The organism is Micromonospora aridisoli (genome assembly GCF_056150025.1).
Window position 1 is genome coordinate 1 of sequence record NZ_JAXCFK010000060.1, and the last position, 682, is coordinate 682.

Here is a 682-nt window from a genome sequence, read left to right on the forward strand (position 1 = left end):
GCCGTCGGTGCGCAGCACGTCGAAGATGCGGACGACGTTGATGTGGTTGAGGCGGGCGATGGCCCGCGCCTCCCGCAGCGAGCGCTCCCGCATCTCGCGCCGCTCGTCGTCGGTGAGGCTGGGCGGCGGGACCAGTTCCTTGATCGCCACATCCCGGTGCAGCACCTCGTCGCGCGCCTTCCACACCCGACCCATGCCACCCTGACCGAGCGGCGAGATGAGCCGGTATCGGTCAGCGACGAGTTGGGGAAGCGCGGTCGACATCGCAGAGACGGTACCCGGCGACGCCGACAGGCACACCGCCGGCACGCCACAGTGCGGCGAAGGTCAACTTCCCGGGCGCGTACGCTGGCCGCATGTCTGCCGAAGAGCCGCTGTTCCGGGTCGTCCGCGGGGTCCCCACCGCCGAGGAACTGGCCGCGCTGGTGGGCGCGATCGTCACCCGGTCCCGGCCCGCCGCCGCACCCGCCCCCGTTCCGGCGTCCGCCTGGGCGCGCAGCGGACGGCCGACCGGTGGCGGCATCGCCGCCGGGCCCGGGGCGTGGCGGGCCTCCGGCCTGCCTCACTGAGCCCTCGTCACGCCGGCCGGCCGAGCGCTCGGGCCTGGGGCGCTGTCGCATGCGGCCGGCGCCCCCGTCGTCACACGTGGGTCGCGCGGGCAAGCCTCAGTTCTGCCTGGTCG

The 682-nt window shown here is 74.8% G+C and carries 2 protein-coding genes; one reads left to right on the top strand and one right to left on the bottom strand.

Annotation, left to right across the window (positions count from 1 at the left end):
* On the bottom strand, positions 1-264 hold a 264-nt coding region (locus SM447_RS29315), incomplete at its 3' end, for a protein kinase domain-containing protein (protein ID WP_474576108.1).
* A 92-nt stretch (positions 265-356) separates the two neighbouring features.
* Here SM447_RS29315 and SM447_RS29320 point away from each other — a divergent pair.
* Positions 357-569: an acyl-CoA carboxylase subunit epsilon gene (locus tag SM447_RS29320; RefSeq protein WP_474576109.1), complete on the top strand. Its 213-nt coding sequence runs from the start codon at positions 357-359 to the stop codon at positions 567-569.
* Positions 570-682 lie beyond the last annotated feature (113 nt).

Excerpts from the sequence above, each read along its gene's own strand:
- SM447_RS29320 (WP_474576109.1), top strand. The coding sequence starts at position 357 with ATGTCTGCCGAAGAGCCGCTGTTCCGGGTCGTCCGCGGGGTCCCCACC.